Here is a 21,388-nt window from a genome sequence, read left to right as displayed (position 1 = left end):
GTGCCGGCCGCTGGCCGGCAACCACAGACAATCCGGGAAGCCGGCCAGCGACCGGCACTACCCTCTCGAATTTGGCACACCCCTTGCAGCTTCCCGGGCAACGTTCCTGTGGGAGTGCACCGTGCGCAACCTGATTACCGACTACCTGGGCGTCCACGCCCAGGCCATGCCGTTGCGCGAACAGCGGATGAAGCTGATCGCCAGCAACCTCGGCAATGCCGACACTCCCGGCTACAAGGCCCAGGATCTGGACTTCGATGCCGCCCTGCGCCACGCCCAGGGGCAGGATGCCAATGGCCTGATGGCCACCACCCACGAGCAGCACTACGAGATCAGTAGTGGCCTGAACCCGTTCCAGATCGCGCGCGAAGGCGTGCAACCCAGCCTGGACGGCAACACCGTCGATCCCGATGCCGAGCGTGCCGCCTATGGCCGCGCCGCACTCGAATACCGCGCCTCGCTCAGCTTCGTCGAGAGCAAGGTGCGTTCCATGCTGACTGCGATCACGGGGCAATAAGCCATGAGCAACCTGCCGATCTTCGATATCGCCGGCTCCGCGCTGCAGGCGCAGTCGGTGCGCATGAGCACCATCGCCTCCAACCTCTCCAACGCCGACACCGTCGCCGGTTCCGCCGATGCCGTGTACAAGCCGCTGGAACCGATCTTCCAGGCAGTGACCAGCAAGAACGATCCGAACATCACGTCGGTGAAGGTCAAGGAGATCACCCAGAGCGAAGCCGCGCCGATCAAGCGCTATGAACCGGGCCACCCGCTGGCCGACGGTGATGGCTACATCTACCAGCCCGATGTCGATCCGGTGGCGCAGATGGTCAACCTGATCTCGACTTCGCGCAATTACCAGGCTGGCGTGGAGATGCTGACCACCGCCAAGGAACTGGCCCTGGCGACCTTGACCATGGGCCGCTGAGGCCCGCAGCACCGGATACCACCATGACCACCGCCGTCAACAACCAGACCAACCAGGACGTCTACGCCGCGCTCGGCCTGAACGCCCCGAACAGCAACGCCACCAAGAAGAAGAACACGCTGGACCAGGCCGATTTCCTGCGCCTGATGACCGAGCAGCTGCAGCACCAGGATCCGTTGAAGCCGATGGACAACACGCAGATGGTTGCGCAGATGGCGCAGATGTCCACCGTGCAGGGCATCACCGATCTGAACAAGACGGTGAAGGGTTTCCAGGAATCGATGGCCAGCGACCAGGTGCTGCGCGGTGCCGCTCTGGTTGGCCACCAGGTACTGGTGCCGTCGGAAAAGCTGGTACTGGAAAAGGAAGGCAGCGTCGAAGGCACGGTGGCTGCGCCCTCGGCCGGCATCGTGACCGTCGACATCACCGATGCCAACGGCACCAAGGTCACCTCGCTGAGCGTAGAAGCCAAGGCCGCTGGCGAAACCGCGTTTCAGTGGGACGGCAAGGATGCCAACGGCAAGCGCATGGAACCGGGCAAGTACTCCATCGTCGCCAACCACGTCGACACCGCCGGCAAGAGCACCAAGCTGTCCACCTTCGTGCAGGCCCCGGTGGAGAGCGTGACCGTCGGCTCCGACGGCCTGTACCTGAATCTCAAGGGCCTGGGCACGGCCCCGATCGACTACGTGCTCCGCGTCAGCTGAGCCGCACATTCCGCATCTACCAGGAGCATCCCATGGGCTTCAACGTCTCCCTGTCCGGCATCAATGCCGCCAATACCGACCTGAGCGTCACCGCCAACAACGTCGCCAACGTCAATACCGCCGGCTTCAAGCAATCACGCGCCGAGTTCGCTGACCTGTTCGCCTCCACCAGCTACGGCCTGTCGAAGAACCAGACCGGCTCGGGCGTGCGTGTTTCCAACGTGGCCCAACAATTCATCCAGGGCCACAACGAGCAGACCGGCCGCAGCCTGGACATGGCGATCTCTGGTGAGGGCTTCTTCACCATGAACATGAACGGCTCGCGCGTGTACTCGCGTGCCGGCAACTTCCAGACCGATTCCGCCGGCTATGTGATCAACCCGCAGGGCGCACGCCTGCAGGTGTTCGCGCCGAACGCCGATGGCACCAACTTCGATGCCGGCCGCCTGGTGGACCTGCAGCTGCTGACTACCGACAGCGCGCCGAAGCAGACCAGCGAAGTGAAGGTCGGTTTCACCCTGCCCGCCAACGCCAAGCAACCGACGGTCACCAATTTCGATCCGACCGACTCCAACAGCTACAACCACTCCAGCGGCGGCATCACCGTGTACGACTCGCTGGGCGTGAGCCACATCCAGGTCTCGTACTTCGTGAAAGGCGCCAACCCCAACGAGTGGACCGTGCGCAACTACGTGGATGGCCAGCCGGCCGGCGCACCGACCCCGGTGACGTTCGACAACAGCGGCAAGCTGACCAATCCTGCCAACGGCAAGGTCAGCCTCGGTACTTTCACCCCGACCACCGGCGCGGGCCAGCTGAACATGACGCTGGATATCAGCGGCTCGACCCAGTACGGCGAGAAGTTCGCGCTGCGCAACACCCAGCAGGATGGCTATGCCGCTGGCAAGCTCAACGAGATCACCGTATCGGAAACCGGCGTGGTCTATGCCCGCTACTCCAACGGCGACGACAAGCCCCTCGGCCAGGTCGCGCTGACCACGTTCAACAACACGCAGGGTCTGGAGCAGAAGGGCAACAACCTGTGGGTGGAGACGTTCGAGTCGGGCACCCCGCGCACCGGCATGCCGGACACCTCCAACCTCGGCAAGATCCAGGCCGGCTCGCTGGAAGCGTCCACCGTCGACCTCACCGAGCAGCTGGTCAACATGATCACCGCGCAGCGCAACTTCCAGGCCAACGCGCAGATGATCACCACGCAGGACCAGATCACCCAGACCGTCATCAACATCCGTTGATGACCTGCTGACCCCGTCACGGAACTCCCCGCATGGATAAAGCCCTTTACGTGGCGATGACCGGTGCCCGCGCCTCCCTGCAGGCGCAGGGTACGCTCAGCCACAACCTCGCCAACTCCGACACCCCCGGCTTCAAGGAAGCGCTGGCCAACACCGAAGCCTTCCCGATCCGTGGCCCGGGCTTTGCCTCGCGGGTGGATGCGCTGCATGTCGACGCCGGATTCAACCGCACGCCCGGTTCGCAGCACATCACCGGCAAGCCGCTGGACCTGTCCCTGCAGACCGGCACCTGGCTGGCCGTGCAGTCCAGTGACGGCAGCGAGGCGTACACGCGCGGCGCGGCGTTGTCGGTGACGCCGAACGGCCAGCTGGTGACCTCCAGCGGCCGTCCGGTACTGGATGACAACAACAACCCGATCGCCATTCCGCCCTACCAGGCGATGGAGATCGGTGCCGACGGCACGCTCTCGATTATCCCGCAGGGCGAAGGTCCGCAGACCATGGCGCAGATCGGTCGCATCAAAGTGGTACAGGCACCGGATGAACGCCTGGAGCGTGGCCTGGATGGCCTGTTCCGCAACACCGACCCGCAACAGCCGTTCGCACCGGCACAGGGCACGGCCGTGCACAGCGGCCAGCTGGAAGGCAGCAACGTGGATGCCGCTGGCGCGCTGGTGCAGATGATCCAGCTGCAGCGCCAGTACGAAATGCAGGTGCAGGTGATCAAGCACGGCGACGAAAACGCGCGCAGCGCCAACAGCATGCTGCGCCTGGGCAGCTGACGGAATTCCGGCGCCGGTTGATGCCGGCGCTGGCACACCGCTTGCACACCCGCATACAAGGGCCGCACCACGCGGCCGGCTTCAGCAGACAGGACATCGAAGATGAACCAGGCATTGTGGATCGCGAAAACCGGACTGGATGCGCAGCAGATGCGCATGTCGGTGGTTTCCAACAACCTCGCCAACACCAACACCACCGGCTTCAAGCAGGACCGTGCCAGTTTTGAAGACCTGCTGTACCAGCAGGTGCGCCAGCCCGGCGGCTCCTCGTCGGCGCAGACGCAGCTGCCCACCGGCCTGCAGCTGGGTACCGGCGTGCGCGTGGTCGCCACCGCCAAGAACTTTGAACAGGGTGGCCAGCAGCAGACCGGCCGCGCCCTGGACGTGATGGTCAATGGCCGCGGCTTCTTCGAAGTTCAGATGCCTGATGGCAGCTCGGCCTACACCCGTGATGGCTCGTTCAAGATCAACCAGGACAGCGAGCTGGTCACCAACAGCGGCTACCCGGTGCAGCCGGGCATCCAGATTCCCGAAGGCGCGCAGTCGGTGACCATCGGCACCGATGGCACCATCAGCGTGAAGATGGCCGACGGCGCCGCCTCGGTGGAAGTCGGCGCACTGACCCTGACCGACTTCGTCAATCCCGCTGGCCTGCAGGCACGTGGCGAGAACCTGTTCCTGGAGACCACTGCGTCCGGCCCGGCACAGAACGGCAACCCCGGCCTCAACGGCCTCGGCACTGTGGTGCAGGGCGCGCTGGAAGGCAGCAACGTCAACGTGGTGGAAGAGCTGGTGTCGATGATCGAAACCCAGCGCGCCTACGAGATGAACGCCAAGGCGATCTCCACCACCGACTCGATGCTCGGTTATCTCAACAACAAGCTCTGACCGGCCAAACCGGGAAACTGCCATGTCGCCCATTTCCAACTTCGCCCGCACTGCCCTCGCCTGCGCCGTGGCCGCCCTGCTCGGTGGCTGCGTGATCGCGGGCGACGTGCGCCCCTACCCGACGATGGCACCGATCCAGCCGATCATGCCGCCGCAGGCACAGCCGACCGCCGGCGCGATCTACGCTGCCGGCCCGACCCTGCAGCTGTATTCGGACCGGCGCGCGCGCGATGTTGGCGACCTGTTGACCATCACCCTGCTGGAAAACACCACCGCGCAGACCAGCGCCAACACGGCCACCAACAAGGAATCGAACCTGAGCCTGGGAACGCCGTCCATTCTCGGCGCTCCGGTCACCCTCGGCGGCAAGGACATCCTGAGTGCCACAGCCAAGGGCGCGCGTGACTTCACCGGCAAGGGCAACAGCGCGCAGAGCAACCGCCTGCAGGGCAGCGTCACCGTCACCGTGGTGCAGCGCCTGCCCAACGGCAACCTGGTGGTGCAGGGTCAGAAGAACCTGCGGCTCAACCAGGGCGATGAACTGGTGCAGGTGCAGGGCATCGTGCGCCCGGGCGACATCAGCCAGGACAACACCATTCCGTCCAGCCGCGTGGCCGAGGCCCGCATCGTCTACGGCGGCCGCGGTCCCGTCGCGCAGTCCAACGCGATGGGCTGGCTGAGCCGCTTCTTCAACTCCGGCCTGACGCCGTTCTGAGTATGGCCATGAAACTCTTCTCCTCTTCTTCCTGGCAGCGACGCATGGCGTCGTTCGTCGCGCTGATGCTGCTGGTCGTGGCTGCCCCGGCCAGCGCCGAGCGCATCAAGGACCTGGCCCAGGTCGGCGGCGTACGCGGCAATGCGCTGGTGGGTTATGGCCTGGTGGTCGGCCTGGATGGCAGCGGCGACCGCACCAGCCAGGCACCCTTCACCGTGCAGAGCCTGAAGAACCTGCTCGGCGAACTGGGCGTCAACGTGCCGCCGAACGTCAACCCGCAGCTGAAGAACGTGGCCGCCGTGGCGATCCACGCCGAACTGCCGCCGTTCGCCAAGCCGGGCCAGCCGATCGACATCACCGTGTCCTCGATCGGCAACGCGGTCTCGCTGCGGGGCGGTTCGCTGCTGATGGCGCCGCTGCGCGGTGCTGACGGCCAGATCTATGCCATCGCACAGGGCAACCTGATCGTCGGCGGCTTTGGTGCGCAGGGCAAAGACGGTTCCCGTGTCTCGGTGAACGTGCCCAGCGTCGGCCGCATTCCCAACGGTGCCACCGTTGAACGCGCCCTGCCCGACCCGCTGGCCAACGGCGGCGACATCACCCTGAACCTGCACAACAACGACTTCACCACGGTCTCGCGCATGGTTGCCGCGCTCAACAACGCCTTCGGCGAAGGTGCGGCGCGCGCGGTCGATGGCGTGACCGTGGCGGTCACCGCCCCGACCGACCCAGGCGCGCGCATCGGCCTGCTGGCACGCATCGAGAACCTGGAACTCACCCCCGGCAGCGCCCCGGCCAAGGTGGTGGTCAATTCGCGTACCGGCACCGTGGTCATCGGCCAGCAGGTGCGCGTGGGACCGGCGGCGATCTCGCATGGTTCGCTGACCGTGACCATCCAGGAAAACACCAACGTCAGCCAGCCCAATGCGCTGTCCGGTGGCCGCACCGTGGCCAGTCCGCAGTCGACCATCACCGCCACCAACGACGGCAGCCGCATGTTCAAGTTCAGCGGCGGCACCACCCTGGACGAGATCGTGCACGCGGTGAACGCGGTTGGCGCGGCACCGGGCGATCTCATCGCGATCCTGGAAGCCCTGAAGCAGGCCGGCGCATTGAGTGCCGAGCTCGAGGTGATCTGATATGCGCATCACTCCCGCATTCGATCTGCACCCGGCGCAACAGAACGATCCGGCCAAGATCGACAAGGTCGCGCGCCAACTGGAAGGCCAGTTCGCGCAGATGCTGGTCAAGAGCATGCGTGACGCCAGCTTCGGCGACTCGCTGTTTCCCGGCGAAAACAAGATGTTCCGCGAGATGTACGACCAGAAGATTGCCGAGGCGATGACCCGCGGCAAGGGCCTGGGCCTGTCGGGCATGATCAGCCGGCAGCTGTCCGGCCAGGCCGCCGAGGGCCCGGCGCTGGATACCCGCGTGGACCCGGCCAAGGCCAGTCGTGCCTACCAGCTCAATGCACCGGCCAAGCCGGCACCGTCGCTGCCGCTGGAAGACGGCAGCCAGGCGGTGCGCCTGCTGCAGCAGATGGCCGCCGGTGCGCAGCACGGTGCGCAGGCCGCGGTTGCGCCGATGGAACAAGCCCTGGACCTGATCGCCGGGCGCGAAAGCAGCAGCATGCACCGCTCGCTGGGCACCGACGATCCGTACATCGGCAGCCTGCAGGGCGAGGACTGGGCCGCCAACAGCGACCAGTGGTCGGCCACCGCCAGCAACCGCGGCACCGCCATCAGCCCGGCCGATGCGATGGCTACCCGCACCGCCGTCGCCCAGCTGGGCGAGCACACCCCGGAAGGCTTCGTTGCCAGCATCTGGCAGCACGCGCAGAGTGCAGCCAAGGAACTGGGCGTGGATGCCCGCGCCCTGGTCGCCCAGGCGGCGCTGGAAACCGGCTGGGGCAAGCGCCACATCAAGCATGCCGACGGTAGCACCTCGCACAACCTGTTCGGCATCAAGGCCAATGGCTGGAACGGCCAGCGCGCCGTGGCCGGCACCCACGAATATGTCGATGGCGTGCGCCGCAACGAGACCGCCAGCTTCCGCGCCTACAGTTCGCCGGCCGAGAGCTTCGCCGACTATGTGCGCCTGCTGAAGACCAGCCCGCGTTACCAGCAGGCCCTGCAGGCCGGCACCGACGTGCAGGGCTTCGCCCGCGGCCTGCAGCGCGCCGGCTATGCCACCGATCCGCGTTACGCGGCCAAGATCGCCGCGATCGCCGGCGGCCCGACCATCGAGCGCGCCGTCAGCGCCGTCGCCGATGCCGGCTCGCGCCTTGGCCAGACCTTCGCCAGCACCGCAACCGCGGCGCTGGGTATCACTCGTCGTTGAGGAACCCCATGTCCAGCGTACTTTCCACCGGTACTGGTGCCCTGCTCGCCTTCCAGCGTGCGTTGGCGACCACCAGCCACAACGTCGCCAACATCAACACCCCTGGCTACAGCCGGCAGAAGGTCGACTTCGCCACGTCTGATCCGCAGAACTACGGCTTTGGGGACGTTGGCAGCGGCACCCGCATCACCGATATCCGCCGTGCTGCCGACCAGCTGGCCATCTCGCGCCTGCTCGACAGCAGCGGCGAGCTGGCACGCCTGAAGCAGCTTTCGGGCATGGCCGACCGGGTGAATGCCCTGTTCTCGGACCCGGCCACGAATGTCGCCGGCTCCTGGTCCAACTTCTTCGACGCCGTCAGTGGCCTTTCGTCCAACGCGGCCGGCACGGCCGACCGGCAGAGCCTGCTCGATGGCGGCAAGGCCCTGGCGAGCCGCTTCGTGCAGCTCAACACGCAGATGAACAACCTGAGCAGCGAGGTCAACAACGGGCTCATTGCCGGCGCCACGGAAGTCAATCGCCTGGCGCAGGAGATTGCGCAGATCAACGGCGCCATTGGCAGCAACGTGGCCAACGCGGCGCCGGACCTGCTCGACCGTCGCGACCAGCTGATCTCGCAGCTGATCGGTTACACCGGTGGCACTGCCGTCGTCCAGGATGGCGGCGTGATGAACGTCTATACCGCAGGCGGCAATGCGCTGGTGGTGGGCACGACCGCGTCCAAGGTCACTACGGTGACCGATCCATACCAGCCCGAACGCCTGCAACTGGCGCTGGAAACCCAGGGCAACACGATCACGCTCGATCCCAAGGCAGTGGGCGGAAAGATCGGCGGCATGCTCGAGTTCCGCGATACCGTGCTGACACCGGCCCAGGCCGAACTGGGCAAGCTCGCCGTCGGCCTGGCCGAGAGCTTCAACCAGGCGCACCACCAGGGCGTGGACATGTACGGCAAGATGGGCGGCGACTTCTTCACCATCGGCAACCCACGCGTCACGCCCAACGCAAGCAATACCGGTACCGGCAGCCTCACTGCGACCTATGGTGACCTGTCCAAGCTGGAGGCACAGAACATCGTCCTCAAGTTCGACGGCACCCAGTGGCAGGCCACCCGCGCCGACACTGGCGCCACCGTTGCGTTGACCGGTACCGGCACGACCGCCGATCCGCTGGTGATCAATGGCGTCAAGCTGGTGGTCGGCGGCACCCCGGCCACCAACGACCGTTTCCTCCTGCAGCCGACCGCGGGCGTCGCCGGAAGCCTGGAAACCGCCATCACCGATCCCTCCCGCATCGCCGCAGCGGCAGCGGTCAAGGGTACGGCTGCACTGGCCAACACCGGCACCGGGAAGCTGACCGGCGTCACCGTCAACGATGTATCCAATCCGAACCTGCGCGATCCTGCCGCAATCGTGTTCACGTCGGCGACCACCTACACCATCAACGGTGGGCCGCCGCAGACCTACACACCGGGCCAGACCATCAGCGCCAATGGCTGGAGCTTCGTGCTGGACGGTGCACCGAAGGTCGGCGACACCTTCAATATCAGCCCTACTCCGGCAGGCTCGTCGGACAACAGCAACGCGGCAAAGCTGGCCAAGGTCGAGGACGCCAAGGCCTTCAACGGCGGCACCGTCACCCTCAACGGTGCGCTGGGGGGGTTGACCACGCAGGTCGGCGCGGCGGCACGTTCTGCCGAGTACTCGCTGGACGCGCAGCAGGTCATCACGGACAAGGCGCAGGCAGCCCGCGACGAGATCTCCGGCGTCAACCTGGATGAGGAAGCAGCCGACATGCTGCGGTTGCAGCAGGCCTATCAGGCCGCCTCACAGCTGATCTCCACCGCCGACAACATGTTCCAGACCATCCTGGGAGCCGTCCGTCGATGAGCAGCCGAATTTCCACCGGGATGATGTTCAACCAGTCCGTGTCGCTGATGCTCGCCAAGCAGTCGAAAATCAGCCACCTCGAGCAGCAGATCGCGACTGGCAGCAAGATCACCTCCGCCAAGGACGACCCGGTCGCTGCAGGTACGGCTGTTGGCCTGGACCGTGTCGTGGCCGGGCTCGAGCAGCTCGGCAAGAACGCCAACAGCGTGCAGAACCGCCTGGGCCTGCAGGAAAACGCCTTGGCTCAGGTCAATGAGCTCATGTCGCGCGCCGTGGAGTTGAGTATCCAGGCCAACAGTCCGGTGCCCAAGGCCAGTGACCTCAAGGCCATCGTCAGCGAGCTGAAGACCATCCAGGAAAGCCTGCTGTCGCTGGCCAATTCCAGGGATGGCAGCGGACGCTACCTGTTCGGTGGCAGCAACGACGCTGACGCCCCGTTCCAGCGAAGCGGCGGCACCGTGACCTACAGCGGTGACCAGAACCAGCGGCAGGTGGAGGTGGCACCGGGCCAACTGGTCTCCGACGCCCTGCCCGGCAGCGAGATCTTCATGCGCATCCCCACCGGCGATGGCCGTGTGGATGCCAGCGCGGCCGCCGGCAACACCGGCAGTGGCCTGTTGACCTCGGTCAGCCGTGACGGCAGCGGCAGCTGGGCCGGCGGCACGCTCAATGTCCGCTTCACCGGCACTGCCGAAGGTGCCTATGAGGTGGTTGATGGCACCGGCACGGTGGTCGGCAGCGGAACCCACAAACCCGGCGAAGACATTGTCGTTGGCGGCGTGCGCATGCGCATCGAGGGCAAGCCAGCCGCCGGTGATCAGTTCAACGTCAGCGACGCGGGTAGCCGCGACATCTTCTCCACCCTGGACAAACTGGTCGCCGCACTGGAAACCGACCCGTCCACCGAAAGCCAGCGCACGGCGCTGCAGAACACGCTGCAGTCCAGCATCCGCGACCTCAACAGGGCCTCGGAAACGATGATCGACGCCCGCGCCAAGGGCGGCGCCCAGCTGGCCGCCATCGATACCGCGGCCAGCGCCCGCGAAGCCACAGCCGTCACCGTCAAGAGCACCCTCTCGACGATGCGCGACCTCGATTACGCCGATGCCATCGGCCAATACAAGCTGGAGACCGCCGCCCTTCAAGCCGCCCAGACGATCTTCAGCCAGATGCAGGCGATGTCCCTGTTCAACAAGATCCGCTAGTCCCTTTCCTCGTTCCATCCGTCTTCCAGCACGGCGCGTCCCGCGCCTTCCACACCGAAACAACCGAGCAACCACGGAGAAGCACCATGGCACAGATCATCAACACCAACACCATGTCGCTGAACGCTCAGCGCAACCTGTCCACCAGCAGCAGCTCGCTGGCCACCTCGATCCAGCGCCTGTCCTCGGGCATGCGTATCAACAGTGCCAAGGACGACGCCGCCGGTCTGGCGATCTCCGAGCGGTTCACCACCCAGATCCGTGGCATCAACCAGGCCGCGCGCAACGCCAACGACGGCATCTCGCTGGCGCAGACCGCTGAAGGCGCACTGGGCGAAGTCGGCAACAATCTGCAGCGCATCCGCGAACTGGCCGTTCAGGCCCGCAGCGCGACCAACTCGGCCTCGGACCGCCAGGCGCTGAACGCCGAAGTGCAGCTGCTGAAGCAGGAAATCCAGCGCGTTGCGGAGCAGACCAACTTCAATGGCACCAGCCTGCTGGACGGCAGCTTCACCAACCAGGCCTTCCAGATCGGCGCCGACCAGGGCCAGACCATCAACATCTCGCAGATCACCAATGCGAATGTGCACATGCTGGGCAGCTGGACCAGTGCGTCAACTGATGGCTCGCTGACCGGTGCCGTGCCGAATACCGGCAACGTCGCCTCTACGGGAGCATTTGGCGCATTTACCCCGACAACCAGCACTGCAGCCTTCACCATTGACGTGGGCGGCATCAATATCGTCAACGTCGCCGACGCGTCTGGTGTGACGGAAACGAGTCTTCAGGCCGCGATCGATGGCAAAGCAGCGGCGCTCACGGCAGCTGGTATTTCCGTCTCAGGCGATGTCGCCACCGGCGACCTTACGTTCACCAAGTCCGATGGACAGACCCTCCAGGTGAACATGAGCACCGCTGCGGCGGCAACCTTCGGCAACAGCGACAAGGTCAAGGGTCCGCATACCGCCGGCGGGTACAGCCCGACCAGCTTCCAGCTTTCAGGCTCCAAGGGTTCGGCAACCATCGATCTGGATCCGGCAAAGAACGCCAGTGATCGTGCCACTCAGATGGTCAACGCGGTGAACGCAAAGACCCACGCCACCGGCGTGAGCGCGGCACTGGTGGATGGCAAGCTGCAACTGACCGACAAGGAAGGTAATGTCACTGTAGGCTTGGCCGGCACCACGGACGCGCCTGCACTTCTGAAGGAAACTGGCCTCGCCCCTGGCAGCTCCACGACCTACGCTGCCGGCAAGGCAACCGTTGGATTCGCTGATCTGGATATTTCGTCACAGGCCAACGCCGACAACGCCATCCTTGCGATGGATGCCGCGCTGCAGTCCGTCAATTCGGCGCGTGCCGATCTCGGTGCAATCCAGAACCGCTTCACCTCGACCATCGCCAATCTGAACACCAATTCGGAAAACCTGTCTGCTGCGCGCAGCCGCATCCGTGACGTTGACTACGCACAGGAAACCGCCGAACTGACCCGTGGGCAGATCCTGCAGCAGGCCGGCACGGCCATGCTGGCCCAGGCCAACCAGGTGCCGCAGAACGTACTGCGCCTGCTGCAGTCGTAATACCTGCACCACTCGAGCTGGAGCCGGGCCCCGCCATGCAGATGGCGGGGCCTTTTCGTTTGACCAGAGAAAAAGGATCGAAACTCCGCTAAAGGCCGGAGGGGTAGTGCCGTTATTGATTTCAGCAGCGGTAGCACACCCCTTGGGGGGGAGCCAGCCACTGCCCCCCGAAACCGGTCAGGCTGCTCTGCCGGACACACTGCCTACAAGGAAACCGCACCATGGCACAAGTCATCAACACCAACACCATGTCGCTGAACGCCCAGCGCAACCTGGGCACCAGCGGCGCCAACATGGCCACCACCATTCAGCGCCTGTCCTCGGGCATGCGCATCAACAGCGCCAAGGACGATGCCGCCGGCCTGGCGATCTCCGAGCGCTTCACCACCCAGATCCGCGGCGCCAACCAGGCCGCCCGCAACGCCAACGACGGCATCTCGCTGGCCCAGACCGCCGAAGGTGCACTGGGTGAGATCGGCAACAACCTGCAGCGCGTCCGCGAGCTGGCCGTGCAGTCGCGCAGCGCCACCAACTCGGCCTCGGATCGCCAGGCCCTGAATGCTGAAGTGCAGCTGCTGAAGCAGGAAATCCAGCGCGTCGCCGAACAGACCAACTTCAACGGCACCAACCTGCTGGATGGCACCTTCACCAACCAGGCCTTCCAGATCGGCGCCAACCAGGGCCAGACGATCAACATCTCCCAGGTTACCAATGCCAACATCAGCAAGCTGGGGAACTGGACGACCGCCTCGACGGATGGCTCCTTGACCGGCGGCGTCCCGAACACCGGCACCGCCACCACCTCCGGCAGCTTTGGTGGCTTCACCGTTCCGGCTGGTTCCGGCGCCTTCACGATCGATGTCGGTGGCGTGAATGTGTACACCAATAATGACGCCTCCACTGCCACCGCTGCCGCAATCGACACCGCCATTTCCGGTAAGACCGCTGAACTCGCCGCCAAGGGGATCGTTGCGTCGGGTACGGCAGCAGCTGGCAATCTGACCTTCACCAAGGCCGACGGGCAGAAGATGGAGGTCAAGCTCAGCGCTGACGCTGCAGGGGCATTTGACAATGGAAGCACGGTACAGGGCACGCACACTTCCGGTGGCTTCGGCAAGGCGAGCTTCACGCTCTCCGGCAGCACCGGCAGCGCTCAGATTGACCTGACCGCCGTTGGCAACGCCGGTGATCGTGCGACCCAGATGGTCAACGCAGTCAATGCCCAGACCCACAATACCGGCGTTACCGCGGCACTGGTCGAGGGCAAGATGCAGCTGACCGACAAGGCCGGCAATGTGACCATCGCGGTGGCCGGCACTACCGACGCTGCCACGTTGACCAAGGAAACCGGTCTGTCCGTAGGCTCGTCGGCGAACTACGCAGCAGGCAAGGCCGCCACTGGCTTTGCTGACCTGGACATCTCCTCGGTCAAGGGTGCCGACAACGCCATCCTGGCGATGGAGGCAGCCCTGAACTCGATCAACTCCGCCCGCGCCGACCTGGGTGCAATCCAGAACCGCTTCACCTCGGTGGTTGCGAACCTGAACACCTCGTCGGAAAACATGTCGGCTGCCCGCAGCCGCATCCGCGACGTGGACTACGCTTCGGAAACCGCCGAGCTGACCCGCAACCAGATCCTGCAGCAGGCCGGTACCGCCATGCTGGCCCAGGCCAACCAGTCCAGCCAGAACGTGCTGAGCCTGCTGCGCTGATCCAGCGGTAGTACAAGGCAACAACGGGAAGGGGGCGCAAGCCCCCTTCTTCGTGCCCGCTGGCGGATTGGCATGGGCCTTGCAGAAGGCTGGAGAGCGTTTCCACGCTCAAGCTCGCCCCTCCCAGGCCGATAGCAGGTGCAGGACACCCGCCCGGCCCGTCCAAGAAAAAGGATTCCCCTCATGGCCATCGGCACGATTGGTTCCGGCCTCGACATTCCCAGCCTGGTTGCACAGCTGACCGCCAAGGAACGCGAGCCCCGGGAAAAGCAGATCAACTCGGCGGGTGTTGCCGCCAGCGCCAAGCTTTCGGCGCTTGGCACCATCAAAAGCGGAATGACAGGTCTGCAGAGCGCGCTGAAGACCCTGGTCAAGGGTGTGGCCACCCCCGGCCTGAAAGTCAGCACGCCGACCGAGTCGAACTTCACTGCGACCCTGGACACCAGCACGACCGCCGGCAAGGCCGCTGCGGGCAGCCACCAGGTGGAAGTCAAATCCCTGGCACAGAACCAGAAGCTCAGTTCCAAGGCGTATACAAAGGACGCCGTGGTTGGCGACGGAACGCTGACGATCGCATACGGCGACAAGTCCATCAGCGTGAACATCGAACCCGGCGCGACGATGGAGAAGATCGCAGCCGAGATCAATTCCGCCGCCGAGAGCAAGGGCGTCACCGCGGCCGTGGTGACCGCCGACGATGGCATGCACCTGGTATTGACCGCCGTTGATTCCGGCAGCAAGGGCGCGTTGAAGGTCAGCGCCAGTGGCGGCAATGGCGGACTCTCCGAGCTGGCCTATGACGGCACATCCGCATCGAAGATGACCGAAATGGTGCCCGCCAAGGATGCGGTGGTGGTGGTGGATGGTTTCACCCGCACCAGCAGCTCCAACACGATCACCGACCTGGTACCCGGTATCAGTCTCACCCTGACCAAGGCGAAGGAAGGCGAGACGCAGACGCTGACCGTCACTCCGGACAACAGCACGCTGAAGACCAATCTCACGGCCTTCATCACCGCCTACAACGGCATCCAGACCACGTTGAAGAATTCCAGCGCTTACAACGCTGAGACGCGCACGGCCTCGACCATGACCGGCGACGCCATGGTCCGTGGCCTGCAGCAGCAGCTGCGCGCCCAGCTGAGTGCCAACGTCAACGACCTCAAGGATCTGGGCATCACCATTGCCGCCGACGGCAGCATGAGCCTTGATGGCGCCAAGCTCGACACCGCGCTGGCGAAGAACCCGGAGGCCGCCACCAAGCTGTTCGGTGCAGAGGGCGCGCTGGGCAAGCCGATGACCGAACTGCTCAAGAGCAGCCTGGACGCGACTACCGGCACGATCACCCAGCGTACGGCGACCTTGAACAAGCAGATCAAGGCACTGGAAAAGCAGCTGGACGAGCTGGACAAGAACATGGAAAAGGTGGCCGACCGCTACACCAAGCAGTTCACCGCGATGGAAAAGATGGTCACGCAGATGCAATCGGCCGGCGGCTCGCTCATCCAGCAGCTCGGCAACTGATTTCCAGGCATTTTTCCGGCGCAGTCGGTACTCAAGTAGAGCCCCGGCTGCGCCGATAACCCGTTAGACCCGTGCCGAACCCCTCAACCCACGCGGATGGGCAGGCATTCCAGGAGACTTCCCCTATGTACGGTTCCAATCGGCAGTTCGCCGAGCAGTACCGAAAAGTCGGCGTGACCACCTCGGTCGTCGATGCCGATCCACACAAGTTGGTAGCGCTGCTGCTGGCCGGTGCCTGCGAGCGCATCCGCACCGCTGAAGCCTCTTTGCAGCAGAATGACCAGGCGCGCAAGGGCAAGGCCATCGGCGAAGCCTGCGCCATCGTCGGCCACCTCAACGGCTCGCTCGATCACGAAGCCGGTGGCGAGATTGCCGGCAATCTGTCGGCACTGTACGACTTCGTCATCATGCGCCTGACCGAGGGCAACCTGCACAACGATCCGACCGCACTGAAGGAAGCCCTGGGCTTGATGGTGGAGATCGACTCGGCCTGGAACGCGATTCCGGCAGACCAGCGCCAGGTCACCAAAGCGGTGGCGCCATGAACCTTCAGACTATGCACGACGCCCTTGATACGCTGGAAACCAGCCTCGAGGGCGAGGACCACGACACCAGCGAACGCCTGATGGCCGAACACCTGGAAGCCGTGGCTGCCCTGTCGCTGATTGTCGAGCGCCCCAGTGATGCCGCCATCCTCGCGTTGCGTGACCACCAGCAACGCGTACTGGCGCGCATGATCTCCCTCCGCGATGAAGCCGCAGCTCACCTGAAGCACACCGGCCGCTCCCTTCGCGCGGCGCATGCCTACCTGCAGGCAGAATCACTCGCATGACCCAACTGCCGACCACGTCGCTGCACCACCCCGCCGAAAGCGAGCTGTTCGACGAAACGCTCAGCTGCGAGCTGGCCTTGCCGGCCGAGTTCCAGGCAGGCAGCGCCGCCGGTCGCACCAGCAGTGCCGAAGGCCTGCTGCGCAGCCTGGCCTTGGTCGAGGACAGCCGCGTTGACGAGCACGACGACCGCAATGAGTCCAGCCTGCAGCTGCAGCGGCTGGAAGCCAAGCTGGATCTGGCAATGGTGCTGCTCGGCCGTCTGGTACGCCAGCAGGGCCAGGAACTGACGCTGCGCCCCGTGCGCTGGTCACGCCGCGGCATCCGCCTGCAGCTGGGGCCGCGCAGCGGCGCCAGCCCCGGCCAGGCCGGCCTGGTGCGCCTGCAGCCCAGCGACTGGTTGCCTGACCATATCGACCTGCCCGTGGAAGTGATCGCCGAAGCGGCGGACGGTGGCGGTGGTCATTACCTGTGGCTGCGTTTCCAGCGTCTTGGCGATGGCCTGGAGATGGCAATGGAGCGGCATCTGTTCCGCCTGCATCGCCGCCAGGTGGCCGAAGCACGCCGCGCCCGCTGAAACCTGCCACCATGACGCCGGATGGACAGCCCTTGGCGCGCCCGTTCAGCTAAGTTAAGGTGGACTCCCCTCACGGACCTCCAACGTGCCTGTGCGAGTTCTCATCGTCGACGATCACACCCTGGTCCGCGCCGGCCTGGCGCGGCTGCTGCAGGGGTTTGCCGACGTGCAGCTCGTCGCCGAGGCCAGCAATGCCGAGCAGGCACTGCAGCTGGCCCTGCAGCACGCCCCGGACGTGATCCTGATGGACCTGTCACTGCCCGGCCGCACCGGCCTGGAAGCCCTCAGCGACATCCGCCTGCGCGCCCCCGGCACGCGGGTGGTGATGATGACCATGCACGACGACGCCGCACACGTGCGCGATGCACTCGATCGCGGTGCGGTCGGGTTCCTGGTCAAGGATGCCGCACCGCAGGAGCTTGAACTGGCGCTGCGTGCCGCGCACGCCGGCCAGGTGTTCCTGAGCCCGCAGATCTCCGCCAAGATGCTGGCACCGATGCTCGGTCGCGAGAAACCCACCGGCATCGCCGCACTGTCGCCGCGTCAGCGCGAGATCCTGCGCCGCATCGGCAAGGGCGAAAGCAACAAGGAAATCGCCGCCGACCTCGGCATCAGCGTCAAGACAGTGGAAACCCACCGCGCACGCATGATGGAGTCGCTGGGCTGTCGCCGCGCCAACGATCTGCTGCTGCTGGCCGCGCGCCACCAGCACGAGCTGGAGTGATCCTCCGCGAAGGAGGTCAGATCCGCACTGACGACGAATTCCCGTCACCCCGACACGCCCCGACAGGAATCCGTACACGGCGCAGCCCGCTTAACCCGGCACCCACACCGGGAATCAGCAACTTAGCGGCGATCATCGTCAACATTCCGCGACTATGTAGGGAATACCCCTACACCCTGTCAGGACATTCACGAAGCCCCTCAGGAACCCCCTGATTCCGCCCCCGCCGGATCAAAAGCAAGATGCGTTCCACAAGGCGCCGGGGAGCGGTGCCGGGGAACCACGATGAAGGCTGCACTCTCGGCCCAGCTGGGCCAACAACTTCACCTCACCCCGCAGTTGCTGCAGTCGATCCGGCTGCTGCAGCTTGATGGCCTGCACCTGGAACAGGAAATCCAGCGCCTGCTGGACTCCAACCCGCTGCTGGAGATCGAAGAGGCTGAAGCACCCACCGCAGAAGCCACCGAGGCCGGCGCCACCACGCTGGAAACCGCTGCGTTCGACGAGCTGCCCGAGTCGTCGATGTGGGACGTGGCCGGCGCCAGCTGGCAGGACGGCGACGACGACCGCATGGCGCGCATCGCCGCCGGCGAATCGAGCGACCCGCAGCTGCGCGTGCTGCAGCGCCTGTCGCTGGACATGGATGACCGCGAGCTGGCCGTGGCCGCCTTCTGGCTGGACCATTGCGATGAGGCAGGCTACCTGCAGGCACCGCTGGACCAGCTGCAGCTGCTGGCCAGCGCCCAGTTCGACATCGCCGCCGACGGCGTGGAAGCCATCCGTCAGCAGCTGCTGCATGGCGAGCCGGCCGGCATGGCCGCACAGGACCTGCGCGAAGGCCTGCAGGCCCAGCTGCGCAGCCTGCACGGCGTAGTCCCCGCCCGCCACCTGGCCGCCCGCATCCTCGATGGCGCGCTCGAGGCGCTGGCCGCCCACGACTACCCCGCCCTCGCCCGCCTGCACGACGCCGAGATCGACGACGTGCGCGAGGCGGTGCGCCTGATCCTCTCGCTGCAGCCGCGCCCGGGTGACAGTCTGCTGCCCGAACGCAATGCCGTGGTGGTGCCGGACGTGGTCGCCTGGCACGCCGACGACCAGTGGAAGGTGGCGCTGAACCCGGCGACCAGCCGCCGCGTCTCGATCAACAGCCAGTACGAACAGGCCCTGGCCGAGACCAGCGAGGCCGCACCGGCACTGCGCGAAATGCTGCAGGAAGCGCGCTGGTTCAGCCGCGGCCTGTCGATGCGCTACGACACCCTGCTGCGCACCGCGCGGGTGATCGTCGAGCGCCAGGCCGCGTTCCTGGTGCGTGGCGAGGAGGCCATGGCGCCGCTGACCCTGAAGGAAGTGGCCGAGGAAATCGGCATGCACGAGTCCACCGTCTCGCGCATCACCACCGGCAAGTTCCTGCAGACCCCGCGCGGCACCTTCGAACTGAAGCACTTCTTCGCCGTGCGCCTGGAAGGCGCCAGCGTCTCCGGCCAGGCCGTGAAGGCCATGGTCCGCCGCCTGATCGACGCCGAACCGGCCGGCCGGCCGCTGGCCGACGAGGCCATCGCCGGCCTGCTGTCGCGCCAGGGGGTGAACATTGCCCGCCGAACCGTCGCAAAATACCGAGAACAACTGGACATCGCCCCGGCCCGTGAACGGCGCCGGCTTGGCGCCAGGCAACCGCAGCTGGCCCGGGTGGGCTGAAAAGGATGTTGGACATGAACAAGCTCACGGTCCTGCTGGTCGATGACCACGAGGGCTTCATCAACGCGGCGATGCGCCATTTCCGCAAGATCGACTGGCTGCAGATCGTCGGCAGCGCCGGCAACGGCCTGGAAGCGATCGAACGCTCGGAAACGCTGCGCCCGCAGGTGGTGCTGATGGACCTGGCGATGCCCGAAATGGGCGGCCTGCAGGCCACCCGCCTGATCAAGTCGCAGGACGATGCACCGTACATCGTGATCGCCAGCCACTTCGACGACGCCGAGCACCGCGAACACGCGCTGCGTGCCGGCGCCGACAATTTTGTCAGCAAGCTGTCCTACATCCAGGAAGTCATGCCGATCCTGGAAGGCCTCAGGGAGGATCGATCGTGAGCGAATCGCGCATCCTGGTGCTGGACAACGACGCCGTGCGCGCAGAGCGCACCGTTGCCCTGCTGGAATTCATGGATTTCAACCCGCGCTGGGTTTCCGACGCGGCCGACTTCGACCTGGGTCGCCAGCGCCAGAACGACTGGATGGCCGTGATCGTCGGCAGCCTGGACGACACCGCTGCCAGCACCGCGCTGTACAACTGGCTGGGCGGCAGCAGCCTGCCGCCGCCGGTGCTGCTGGCCGACGGTGATGCCGCAGCCTTTGCCCATCAGCACGGCCTGCACGAAGCCAACATCTGGCCGCTGGAAACGCCGCTGCGCCATGCGCAGATGGAAGCCCTGCTGCGCCGCGCCAGCCTCAAGCGCCTGGACGCCGAGCACCAGGCCGGCGCCGCCCAGGACCAGGGCCCGACCGGCAACGGTCCGGCGGTTACCGAGCTTCGCACCATGATCGAACAGGTGGCCGCATTCGACACCACCGTGCTGGTGCTGGGCGAATCCGGTACCGGCAAGGAAGTGGTGTCGCGCGCGATCCACCAGCGCTCGCCGCGCCGTGATGGCCCGTTCGTGGCGATCAACTGCGGCGCCATTCCGGCCGACCTGCTGGAAAGCGAACTGTTCGGCCACGAGAAGGGTGCCTTCACTGGCGCACTGACCGCGCGCAAGGGTCGTTTCGAAATGGCCGAAGGCGGTACCCTGCTGCTGGACGAAATCGGCGACATGAGCCTGCCGATGCAGGTGAAGCTGCTGCGTGTGCTGCAGGAGCGCAGCTTCGAGCGCGTCGGCGGCAACCAGACCATCCGCTGCAACGTGCGTGTCGTGGCCGCGACCCACCGCGACCTGGAAACCCGTATTGCCGAAGGCAAGTTCCGCGAGGATCTGTTCTACCGCCTCAACGTGTTCCCGATCGACGTGCCCGCCCTGCGCGAGCGTCGCGAAGACCTGCCGGCACTGGTCGAAACCATTGCCGCGCAACTGGCCCGTACCGGCCGTGGCGAAGTGCGCTTCACTCCGGAAGCCCTGCAGGCCCTGGCCGGCTACGAGTGGCCGGGCAACGTGCGTGAGCTGACCAACCTAGTCGAGCGCCTGGCGGTGCTGCATCCGGGCGGTTCGGTGCGCGTGCAGGACCTGCCGGCCCGCTACCGTGGCGACGCTGCACTGGCAGCGGTGGCCGCACCGGCACCGGTACAGCCGACGGCGAGCGAAGAACGCCTGGACCTGCGCAGCTTCTCGTTCCACACCCCGGGCGGCGGCAGCCAACCGGCACTGGAGCACGGCATTGCCGTCAATCGCGCCGCAGCACCAGCGGCGCTGCCCGATGAAGGCATGGACCTGCGCAACCATATGGCCAACATCGAACTGGGCCTGATCAACGAAGCACTGGAACGCACCCAGGGCGTGGTCGCCCACGCCGCCCAGCTGCTCGGCCTGCGCCGCACCACCCTGGTGGAAAAGCTGCGCAAGTACGGCATCGAACGCGAGCAGGCCGAACTGGCCGGCTGAACCTCGCGACCAGCATGAAGGGGGGCACGAACGCCTGGGCTTGCCCGGGCGTTGGTGTTTCCAGTACCAGGGGGTCAGATCCCTTTCCTGCGGAAAGAGATCTGACCCCATTGCATTTGCACGTTTTCCTAAAGACATCACC

Annotated in this window: 21 protein-coding genes; all 21 read left to right on the top strand. The window is 65.6% G+C overall.

What is annotated here, in order from left to right:
* Positions 1-121: 121 nt before the first annotated feature.
* The 21 genes from flgB (at position 122) to ACMZ91_RS07250 (ending at position 21,246) form a co-directional block, all read left to right on the top strand.
* Positions 122-517, top strand: coding sequence for a flagellar basal body rod protein FlgB (gene flgB, locus ACMZ91_RS07350; protein ID WP_005409576.1), 396 nt, complete (start codon positions 122-124; stop codon positions 515-517).
* Positions 518-520: 3 nt separating this feature from the next.
* Complete coding sequence (gene flgC / locus ACMZ91_RS07345; RefSeq protein WP_010485892.1) at positions 521-928, top strand: flagellar basal body rod protein FlgC; 408 nt, start codon at positions 521-523, stop codon at positions 926-928.
* Between the two features lie 23 nt (positions 929-951).
* Positions 952-1,635, top strand: coding sequence for a flagellar hook assembly protein FlgD (locus ACMZ91_RS07340; RefSeq protein WP_049421924.1), 684 nt, complete (start codon positions 952-954; stop codon positions 1,633-1,635).
* Between the two features lie 32 nt (positions 1,636-1,667).
* Positions 1,668-2,891 carry a flagellar hook protein FlgE gene (gene flgE, locus ACMZ91_RS07335; RefSeq protein WP_107431886.1) on the top strand — a complete coding sequence of 408 codons (1,224 nt, stop codon included), beginning with the start codon at positions 1,668-1,670 and terminating at the stop codon, positions 2,889-2,891.
* Between the two features lie 32 nt (positions 2,892-2,923).
* Positions 2,924-3,673 carry a flagellar basal body rod protein FlgF gene (locus tag ACMZ91_RS07330; protein WP_049398110.1) on the top strand — a complete coding sequence of 250 codons (750 nt, stop codon included), beginning with the start codon at positions 2,924-2,926 and terminating at the stop codon, positions 3,671-3,673.
* A 102-nt stretch (positions 3,674-3,775) separates the two neighbouring features.
* Positions 3,776-4,561 carry a flagellar basal-body rod protein FlgG gene (gene flgG / locus ACMZ91_RS07325; protein WP_005409571.1) on the top strand — a complete coding sequence of 262 codons (786 nt, stop codon included), beginning with the start codon at positions 3,776-3,778 and terminating at the stop codon, positions 4,559-4,561.
* A gap of 22 nt (positions 4,562-4,583) precedes the next feature.
* Positions 4,584-5,276, top strand: a complete 693-nt coding sequence (flgH, locus tag ACMZ91_RS07320) for a flagellar basal body L-ring protein FlgH (protein ID WP_010485899.1) — start codon at positions 4,584-4,586, stop codon at positions 5,274-5,276.
* 2 nt (positions 5,277-5,278) lie between these two features.
* On the top strand, positions 5,279-6,415 hold the full coding sequence (locus ACMZ91_RS07315; protein WP_049421917.1) for a flagellar basal body P-ring protein FlgI: 1,137 nt from the start codon (positions 5,279-5,281) through the stop codon (positions 6,413-6,415).
* A 1-nt stretch (position 6,416) separates the two neighbouring features.
* Positions 6,417-7,616: a flagellar assembly peptidoglycan hydrolase FlgJ gene (gene flgJ / locus ACMZ91_RS07310; protein ID WP_197612173.1), complete on the top strand. Its 1,200-nt coding sequence runs from the start codon at positions 6,417-6,419 to the stop codon at positions 7,614-7,616.
* An 8-nt stretch (positions 7,617-7,624) separates the two neighbouring features.
* On the top strand, positions 7,625-9,505 hold the full coding sequence (gene flgK / locus ACMZ91_RS07305) for a flagellar hook-associated protein FlgK (protein WP_414576458.1): 1,881 nt from the start codon (positions 7,625-7,627) through the stop codon (positions 9,503-9,505).
* Positions 9,502-10,710, top strand: coding sequence for a flagellar hook-associated protein FlgL (gene flgL, locus ACMZ91_RS07300; protein WP_049398114.1), 1,209 nt, complete (start codon positions 9,502-9,504; stop codon positions 10,708-10,710). Before flgK ends, flgL begins: the two co-directional genes overlap by 4 nt.
* 86 nt (positions 10,711-10,796) lie before the next feature.
* Entirely contained in the window at positions 10,797-12,290 is a 1,494-nt protein-coding gene (locus ACMZ91_RS07295) for a flagellin N-terminal helical domain-containing protein (protein WP_414576456.1), read from the top strand.
* Between the two features lie 221 nt (positions 12,291-12,511).
* Positions 12,512-14,002, top strand: a complete 1,491-nt coding sequence (locus ACMZ91_RS07290) for a flagellin N-terminal helical domain-containing protein (protein WP_414576454.1) — start codon at positions 12,512-12,514, stop codon at positions 14,000-14,002.
* 183 nt (positions 14,003-14,185) lie between these two features.
* Positions 14,186-15,526: a flagellar filament capping protein FliD gene (gene fliD / locus ACMZ91_RS07285; RefSeq protein WP_049421909.1), complete on the top strand. Its 1,341-nt coding sequence runs from the start codon at positions 14,186-14,188 to the stop codon at positions 15,524-15,526.
* A gap of 125 nt (positions 15,527-15,651) precedes the next feature.
* Complete coding sequence (gene fliS, locus ACMZ91_RS07280; RefSeq protein WP_049398118.1) at positions 15,652-16,071, top strand: flagellar export chaperone FliS; 420 nt, start codon at positions 15,652-15,654, stop codon at positions 16,069-16,071.
* On the top strand, positions 16,068-16,358 hold the full coding sequence (locus ACMZ91_RS07275; RefSeq protein WP_134950603.1) for a hypothetical protein: 291 nt from the start codon (positions 16,068-16,070) through the stop codon (positions 16,356-16,358). Before fliS ends, ACMZ91_RS07275 begins: the two co-directional genes overlap by 4 nt.
* Entirely contained in the window at positions 16,355-16,933 is a 579-nt protein-coding gene (locus ACMZ91_RS07270) for a PilZ domain-containing protein (protein WP_010485910.1), read from the top strand. The genes ACMZ91_RS07275 and ACMZ91_RS07270 overlap by 4 nt, the downstream gene beginning before the upstream one ends.
* 91 nt (positions 16,934-17,024) lie before the next feature.
* The gene (locus ACMZ91_RS07265; protein WP_032970105.1) at positions 17,025-17,657 is read left to right on the top strand and encodes a response regulator; all 633 of its coding nucleotides are present in this window, start codon (positions 17,025-17,027) and stop codon (positions 17,655-17,657) included.
* 285 nt (positions 17,658-17,942) lie between these two features.
* Positions 17,943-19,352 carry an RNA polymerase factor sigma-54 gene (gene rpoN, locus ACMZ91_RS07260; protein WP_414576450.1) on the top strand — a complete coding sequence of 470 codons (1,410 nt, stop codon included), beginning with the start codon at positions 17,943-17,945 and terminating at the stop codon, positions 19,350-19,352.
* A 14-nt stretch (positions 19,353-19,366) separates the two neighbouring features.
* Complete coding sequence (locus ACMZ91_RS07255) at positions 19,367-19,744, top strand: response regulator (protein WP_010485922.1); 378 nt, start codon at positions 19,367-19,369, stop codon at positions 19,742-19,744.
* Positions 19,741-21,246: a sigma-54 dependent transcriptional regulator gene (locus ACMZ91_RS07250; RefSeq protein ID WP_132810057.1), complete on the top strand. Its 1,506-nt coding sequence runs from the start codon at positions 19,741-19,743 to the stop codon at positions 21,244-21,246. Before ACMZ91_RS07255 ends, ACMZ91_RS07250 begins: the two co-directional genes overlap by 4 nt.
* Positions 21,247-21,388: the final 142 nt, after the last annotated feature.

This window comes from Stenotrophomonas sp. FR024 (assembly GCF_047500745.2).
Taxonomy (GTDB): Bacteria; Pseudomonadota; Gammaproteobacteria; order Xanthomonadales; family Xanthomonadaceae; genus Stenotrophomonas; species Stenotrophomonas maltophilia_A.
Note: the sequence above shows the minus strand (reverse complement) of the source record. Positions and strands in the feature narration are given on the sequence as shown.